This is a genomic window from Sodalis-like endosymbiont of Proechinophthirus fluctus (genome assembly GCF_001602625.1).
In the GTDB taxonomy this organism is placed as follows: Bacteria; Pseudomonadota; Gammaproteobacteria; order Enterobacterales; family Enterobacteriaceae.
Genome location: NZ_LECR01000030.1, coordinates 5,942 through 13,048 on the forward strand (window position 1 = coordinate 5,942; position 7,107 = coordinate 13,048).

Here is a 7,107-nt window from a genome sequence, read left to right on the forward strand (position 1 = left end):
GTACTGGCTGTCGGTGCTGAGCAAGACCTCACAGGCGTCCGCTAGCCCTTCCAGCGCCACGATGGCCGCCATCAACTCCATGCGGTTGTTGGTGGTCAGGTTATAACCAGCGCTGAATGTTTTTTCATGCTGTTTATAGCGCAATATAGCGCCATAGCCGCCGGGGCCAGGATTGCCCAAGCACGAACCGTCGGTGAAAATTTTAACCTGTTTGCGCATCTCTGGTAAACTTGCTTCATGTTAAATACCAAGTCTGACATAAACGAGCACTATGAGCACTAACATTACGCGACAGATTGTTCTGGATACTGAAACCACCGGCATGAACAAGTTGGGTATACACTACGAAGGACACCGAATTATTGAAATCGGTGCGGTAGAGGTCATTAATCGCCGATTGACTGGCTGGCACTTCCATGTCTATCTGAAACCGGACCGGCTGGTAGACCCCGAAGCATTCAATGTCCACGGCATCAGCGACGAGTTTCTGGCGGATAAACCGACGTTTGCCGACGTGGCGGATGAATTTTTACAGTTCATTCGCGGCGGCGAATTGATCATTCATAACGCCCCCTTCGATATCGGCTTTATGGACTATGAGTTTGCGATGCTTAATCGCGGTATCGCTAAAACCGACACTTTTTGCAGGGTAACGGATAGCCTGCTGCTGGCGCGCAAAATGTTCCCCGGTAAGCGCAATAGTTTAGATGCGCTGTGTGACCGCTATCTAATCGATAAGAGTAAGCGTACCCTTCACGGAGCTTTGCTCGATGCCGAAATCCTGGCTGACGTTTTCTTGATGATGACTGGCGGACAGACCGCCATGCGTTTTGCGACGGAAGGGGAGCAGGAGCAGTGCGAAGCGGACGATACCGTGCAAATTCAGCGGCTGCAGCGTGCACAGACGTCGCTGAAGATCGTTTATGCCAGCTATGAGGAATTCGTAGCCCACGAGCAGCGGTTGGATCTAGTGCAGAAAGAGGGCGGCAGCTGCCTATGGCGGAAAGAGAGCCCCGCGTAAAGCGAGTAAAATCATTCCGTCAGGTAAAAATGAATGAATGCAGCAGCGTGCTCATCTATCAGCAAATGATTTTACGACGTTATGAAAAGCATTGACGTTACTCAGTCGCGATTTTACTATTTGCCTCGCTTTCCCGACGGAGCACAGGTGCGTGGTGCAGTAGTTAGGTCGGTTAGAATACCTGCCTGTTACGCAGGGGGTCGCAGTTTCGAGTCCTGTCCGTATACCGCTAACCATTCAAAAACTCCGTGCTTTAGGAGACACGAGGTTTTTGAATGGTTAGCGCGGGGAACATGTCTTCGCGTACTGTCTCGATTATATTCAAGTTTAGGTCTAGATCAAGACGTTATTCCAGCTTCCGTCGCGCGGCGTAAACGTAAACTGTGGCGTATCAGGCACTCGTACGGTTGCTACGCGGCCCAGTGTCAACCTAATTTTAGGTTCAGATGGCAGCAGTGACGTTGCATAGAACGCATGGGCGGGAGGGATGCCGGTCATCGTTAAGGTGTGCGCGGCGCTGAATTCATCGCGTCAGTACAGGGTATTGGCATTATCGCCAGCGGTGAAAAAAGTCGCGATTTTCCGACATAAAAAGTAACTGACAATCAGTAACGAGACAGAGAACAATAGTTTTGCTTTCAACGCTAATTACCTAAGCGATTTTATCGGTTATTCTGGAAAGCCCCGCATGCCGACTTGTCCCCCGGGCAGGCACGTATCGTGGTGCAGTTTGTCCTGAATTATGAAGAATGGGCTGAAAATCATATTCTGCATGGGTACGTGGGTTCCGAACAATTTCTTTCCAATATCATTGGCGCCGCTAGTTATCCAGAAAGATAGATGTTGATGGATTCGGTATAATGACTCCCGGGTAATACGACTCCCAGGCCGGTTTTTGTCGGATTCACTAGGAATATTGGCTGGCCCCAGTCTGCCGTTGACCGTCTTTGGCGCAGCCATGGTGCTGCTGCACAATCCGACGGCGGAGGCATTAAGGTGGCTGACCATGGTGTGGTCAGCCACGGCTGGCACTAGCTGCATTATCGGGGATTCGACGCTAAAGACCGAACGACAACATATGCAGCAGGAAATAAACGTGTTGACGTAACTGTTTAGTACACGGTCACTGGGTTGGTATACCGGCCATGATAGCCTTAACACTCGGCAGTTGGTGGTTGAGCAGAAGGGCTTCTAATACGGCAGAGATAGATATTATTACGGCGACGATCTGCTGTTTTGGACGCAGGTAACCTGGCGGGACGAGACGGCAAAACCGCATTTAATCATCTTCTATACTCTGGAGGTCAACGATATGCGTTTCACCACGCCCCAGGGGTTAACAGCGGTGAGCAGTTCTTCACTTATATGCGAGACAGCTTCGATGTGTTCTACCCTGAAAGGGAGAGGTCGCCGAAGATGTTTTCCATCGGCATGCATAGCCGAATTTTAAGCAGTCCGGGACGCTTTCGCATATACTGCTGCCGTTTCTTGATTATATTCAGCAGCACGAACGAGTATGGATTTGCCGTCGCCAGGATATCGCTGATCACCGGATCACCCACCTTCCCATTCCCTATCAGGAAGCGTACCGACGCAGGAAGAATAACGATAAGGACTCCGTACGCCAGCTCGCCCCACTAAGGCATCACACTAATGTTGTCGCTCTCCATTGCTTTAGCTAGCTGACATGAACGGCCAGACCGACGCCTTGCTGGCACGGTTAGTACGCCGCAGGTTAAGGTGTTAGGCTGAAACGGTCAGCATCGCGCCAGGGTTATCATAGCTGGGATCGAAACAGATCATTTCATCCCCCGGGCGCACCAGCGCGCTGATGGTGGCAAACAGCACCTCGGTCGCGCCGGCGGTGACCGCGTCACCTTGGTCTTGACGTCGGGACACCAGCCGTAGAGCTGCGCCGTTTTAGCAGCGGCGCAAAGCCGGTCATAGGGGGTATATTGATTGACACCCTGACTGATGTGCTAGGCCAGTCGGGATTTCAAATAGTTGGGACCGTCAAGATCGCGAAAACCCTGGGAAAAGTTGATCTCCTGGATGATGGTGTCGCGTCAGCGTGCTTATTTGGGTAAATTTTGGGTAAAGATAGTGGAGTAGTGCTCAGCGCTAGGAGCTTACTTTGCAGGATAAGTAGGTCATCATGGTTAATGACTCCTGGTAGCCGGATTTTTAGCCAAAATAACATGCTAGCGATAATTGACAATTAAGACGTGTAGGCGGCTAAATGTCTACTGCAACTGTGGTAAAAATTTTTTTGAAGATGGTTAACAAATATATTCAGTGACAATCCCTCTATCTAACGCCTTCATGATGAAGGTTTCTTTCGGCAATATGACCAATAGAATTGGCATAATTACGACGAAAAAGACGTTTTTACCTCTGGCTATCGGGCTTGCTGTTGGCTGCGGGTATCGACCAGGCAAAAACGGAAATCTACCATCTGGATCCCAAGCGTACTTCGCTGGTGTTCCCGTAGAATCATTTCGGATTTTTCAACCCTAGCGCCAACTTTTCCGCTATTACTGGTACTATTGTGCTGGATAATACGGCTATCGCGAATGCCAAAGTAGGTGTCACTATTCCGGTTAAAATGTGGATATCCATAATGGAGGCGCTGAACGATGAATTCAAAGGTACAGAATATTTTTCTATCAGAAACAGTATATTAACGCGACATTTCACAGCACTAAAATCGTCAGCAAAGGCGATGATCGTTATCAGGTCTTTAGCGATTTGACTGTTAAGGTGAGGGTATCAGCCGTCCAGCCATATTGGATGCGGTGTTGAATAAGCAGGGCGAACATCCTAAGCCTATGGCCAAAAAAGCCGCCGTGTATTTCACAATACCATCACCATAATCAAGCATTCAGAATTTAAAATGGGGCAGTTCATGCCCAACGTCAGCGATGACATTACCATCGGCATTTCGACGGAAGCGCTGGTCGAGTAATATCCCCTCGCGCCACCCTGCCATCCCGCCTCCTCATGAAGCGGGGCTTTTTTCTACCTAGAGTCTAATCAATAGCGCAAGATCCGGCGACTAATCCGGGGCTTCGGTATTCAACGAAAAAGGTAGGTTGGCCTTAGCCCTGTTACCGCGTTATACGATGAAGATGGTAGACCCCTATCGCTTCTGTCGCCCTATTCGTCAGAACAATGTTATATAATTACAATTATTAAATAAAATATAAATATACTTATTATATTTATATTTTATGAGATGGCACAAAATCACGGCTTGAACGTCGCTTCTCACGATAAGAGCATTCCGGTAAACTGCAGCCGGAAAATTTCATCCATTCGCTAGCCTTGATTGAGGGACGATCCCAATGTATCAGGATTTGATCCGCAACGAACTTAACGAAGCCCTGAAAACGCTGCAAAATTTCCTTAACGACGAGCGCCATATCCAGTCTATTGAAGACGCGGCTAAATTGATTGCCGATACCTTTAAAGCCGGCAGAAAAGTTCTCTCTTGCGGTAACGGCGGTTCCCACTGCGATGCGATGCATTTTGCCGAAGAATTAACCGGTCGCTATCGCGAAAATCGCCCTGGCTATCCCGTTATCGTCATTTCCGACCCCAGTCATCTCTCCTGCGTGAGCAACGATTTCGGTTATGAGCAGGTCTTCTCGCGTTATGTTGAAGCGGTAGGCAATCAGGGCGATGTTCTGGTCGGTATTTCTACCTCCGGCAACTCGGCGAATATCATCCGCGCCATTGATGCCGCGCGTGCCAAAGGGATGCAGGTTATCGTCCTTATTGGCAAAGAGGGCGGTAAAATGGCCGGCAGCGCAGATGTAGAAATTCGCGTCCCCCATTTCGGCTATGCCGATCGCATTCAGGAAATCCATATCAAGGCCATTCATATTCTGATACTGCTCATCGAGAAAGAAATGGCCGTGCAGGGATAACCCAGACCTGCAGGGGATCGACAGTAGAGGGGTATGTATGAATTACTCGGTATGAGTGCTAATATACCAACAGATATTTGTTTCAGATTTTCTGACTTGGTGCTGCTTTCCGACCTTGGTGCTGTGTGGCGCGGCTAGACCGGACCGCATGCGGCTAAACCGGACCGCATAAGGAAAACTGAGGAATCACCTTTTACGAAGGACTGGGCTGTCTGTCGTACACTCAAGGATCCGTTGCCCAGCACAGACTCGCATATCGCCCGTCTGGTGTGGGATTGATCCTATCAAATCCCACGCGTAGTCTCCCATAATTCGCCAGGCTAATCGCGGCAGGGTGGCGCTGGAGAATACCTACTATTTACCTGAGAACTCTGGGGCTGCCACTGGACCTCTGCCCACAATGGCCGGTTGATTGGCTATCGAACGCTGAAAACCGGCAATTTTCGTCCGGTGGGGGGCCAGACCCGATAGCGAGCAGGCTTTTTTCTGGCTGCTTGCCAGCTTGGCAGAACGCTATCCGCAAACGCTGCGCTACTGGCCGTCAGTGTTTCGCTATATTGCTGGCTTAGCGGATTCACTGCAGCAAAAAGGGATTTTCAGTATACTGCTGTCTGACGGCTGTTACCATGATTTATTGTTCAAACAATCTGCAATTGGATAACCGGGCATGCGCCGTTTGGGAAAGCCACGCTGCTTGATCAGGATGTGGAAATCGATTTTCAAAAGTAGACCATGCTAATGACGTGGTCAAGGGATAGCCACCAAGCTGGGTGACCGGCAACTAAACCTGGCAGCGAGTAGCGACTGGTAATGAGTATTATTCTGGCTTGGCGAGCGCGAATTGTAACACGACCGGCCTGTTGCTTTGCAGCATCAGCGACAGGCTTATCACATATTGCCAGTTAACTACCGACACTGCCGGCGGCTGATGATATTCAGCGAGATAGGTATAGTTGGGCTGCAACTAGCTCTATAATTTATAATTGGCTGAATAAATAGTAGTGTCTCTGCATATTTTTCAGCGTCATATAGAGCGGGAAAACATTAATCTTTAATTCATCCTAGCTATATTAGCAACGAATCTTACGCATAGCGATAAATTTCCGCGATAGAGGTATCGGTTATAGCATAGCAGCCGATAGAGAGATAAGCGATGTTAATTATCAAGTTAACGCCAAAATAAACCTGTGTCCAATCGTAATTATTGGGAAAGCGATATTAATGACTGTTGGGATTCAGATTACGGGTATCAATGGCATAAATGCCCTCCTGGATCATGAAATCACCTTCGTGCCGTTTCGGACCCAGACCGCTGGAAAACTTGTAAATTTGAAAGCTGTTCACCAGATGGTAGGTGTTATCTATCTTGGCATAAAGTTCCAATATGCGCTCCTCTTTAAGGATCTGAATAAATACTAGTGAGCCTAATAATTGTTGCTTAAGTTCCTGGCTGACTTTTGCCTGATCGCTGGCGTAGCCGTACACCGGGAATAAGAAAGCATTGCCAACAACAGTGCAAATAATATATGCATTGTCATTCCTGTTGCATCAAAATAAATGAGCCGCCAGCGACGAACGTTACCAGTGGGTCTGTCAACTGCCCGTGGGCAATCAGCGACAGAATATCTCTGAGTATTATTTTATCAATATAAGTTTTGTATAGATGAGAATATTTACTGTATATCTGTACAGGTTAATAGGCTGGATGCATAAAATCATACATGTCGATATGGACTGCTTTTTGCCGCGGTCGAAATGTGCGATAATCGACGCTTGTGCGACATTCCTCTGGCGATCGGCGGCAGAGGCCGCGCCGATCGCTACAACGCTATGGCGTGCATGACGCCATGTCCACACCATAATGGCATTAAAACTCTGCCCTATCTGACGGTGATCCTCAGCCGTATATGGCGGTGTATAAAGAGTTCTCTGATCATATTCGTTCTATTTTCTCCCTCTATACGTCACTTCGCTCATCGAGCTGCTGTCGCTGGATGAGGCGTTGAGGCGTTTATGGACGTCACCGACAGCGATTATTGCAATGGTTTTGTCACCCTGATGGCGAATGCTATCCGCCATGAGATTGCCGATGAGCTGAGGCTAACGACCTCGGCTTGGTGTATGTAAGCGCCAGTTAAGTTTTAGCGAAAATCACCT

The 7,107-nt window shown here is 48.6% G+C and carries 5 protein-coding genes and 4 pseudogenes; 5 read left to right on the forward strand and 4 right to left on the reverse strand.

Translation table 11 applies throughout. The features are described 5' to 3' along the window. Positions 1 to 219 (reverse strand): RNase H family protein (locus BG74_RS16390; protein WP_305809568.1); only part of this gene is annotated, 219 nt, incomplete at its 3' end. Positions 220 to 271: 52 nt separating this feature from the next. On the opposite strand from BG74_RS16390, the gene dnaQ reads away from it, so the two are divergent. After that, on the forward strand, positions 272 to 1,021 hold the full coding sequence (dnaQ, locus tag BG74_RS03560; protein ID WP_066596666.1) for a DNA polymerase III subunit epsilon: 750 nt from the start codon (positions 272 to 274) through the stop codon (positions 1,019 to 1,021). Between the two features lie 604 nt (positions 1,022 to 1,625). Continuing rightward, positions 1,626 to 2,589: pseudogene (locus BG74_RS14755) on the forward strand (allantoinase); the annotation flags it as partial. Positions 2,590 to 2,794: 205 nt separating this feature from the next. Here BG74_RS14755 and BG74_RS16395 read toward each other — a convergent pair. Next, a pseudogene (locus tag BG74_RS16395) lies at positions 2,795 to 3,100 on the reverse strand (aminotransferase class I/II-fold pyridoxal phosphate-dependent enzyme); the annotation flags it as partial. 1,265 nt (positions 3,101 to 4,365) lie between these two features. Here BG74_RS16395 and lpcA point away from each other — a divergent pair. Beyond that, positions 4,366 to 4,950: a D-sedoheptulose 7-phosphate isomerase gene (lpcA, locus tag BG74_RS03580; RefSeq protein ID WP_066596668.1), complete on the forward strand. Its 585-nt coding sequence runs from the start codon at positions 4,366 to 4,368 to the stop codon at positions 4,948 to 4,950. 33 nt (positions 4,951 to 4,983) lie between these two features. Further along, a pseudogene (locus BG74_RS12780) lies at positions 4,984 to 5,676 on the forward strand (class II glutamine amidotransferase); the annotation flags it as partial. Between the two features lie 91 nt (positions 5,677 to 5,767). Here BG74_RS12780 and BG74_RS14760 read toward each other — a convergent pair. Together BG74_RS14760 and BG74_RS14765 are read right to left on the reverse strand one after the other, a co-directional pair. After that, positions 5,768 to 5,914, reverse strand: a complete 147-nt coding sequence (locus BG74_RS14760; protein ID WP_204376301.1) for a hypothetical protein — start codon at positions 5,912 to 5,914, stop codon at positions 5,768 to 5,770. A gap of 254 nt (positions 5,915 to 6,168) precedes the next feature. Then, positions 6,169 to 6,435 (reverse strand): hypothetical protein, encoded by a 267-nt coding sequence (locus tag BG74_RS14765; protein ID WP_066596669.1) that lies wholly within the window; start codon positions 6,433 to 6,435, stop codon positions 6,169 to 6,171. A gap of 220 nt (positions 6,436 to 6,655) precedes the next feature. Between BG74_RS14765 and BG74_RS16400 the strand changes: the two are divergent. Then, positions 6,656 to 7,107, forward strand: a pseudogene (locus tag BG74_RS16400) (Y-family DNA polymerase); the annotation flags it as partial.

What these genes read in the sequence shown, in the direction of transcription:
- lpcA (WP_066596668.1), top strand. Translation starts at nt 4,366, where the DNA reads ATGTATCAGGATTTGATCCGCAACGAACTTAACGAAGCCCTGAAAACG.
- dnaQ (WP_066596666.1), top strand. Translation starts at nt 272, where the DNA reads ATGAGCACTAACATTACGCGACAGATTGTTCTGGATACTGAAACCACC.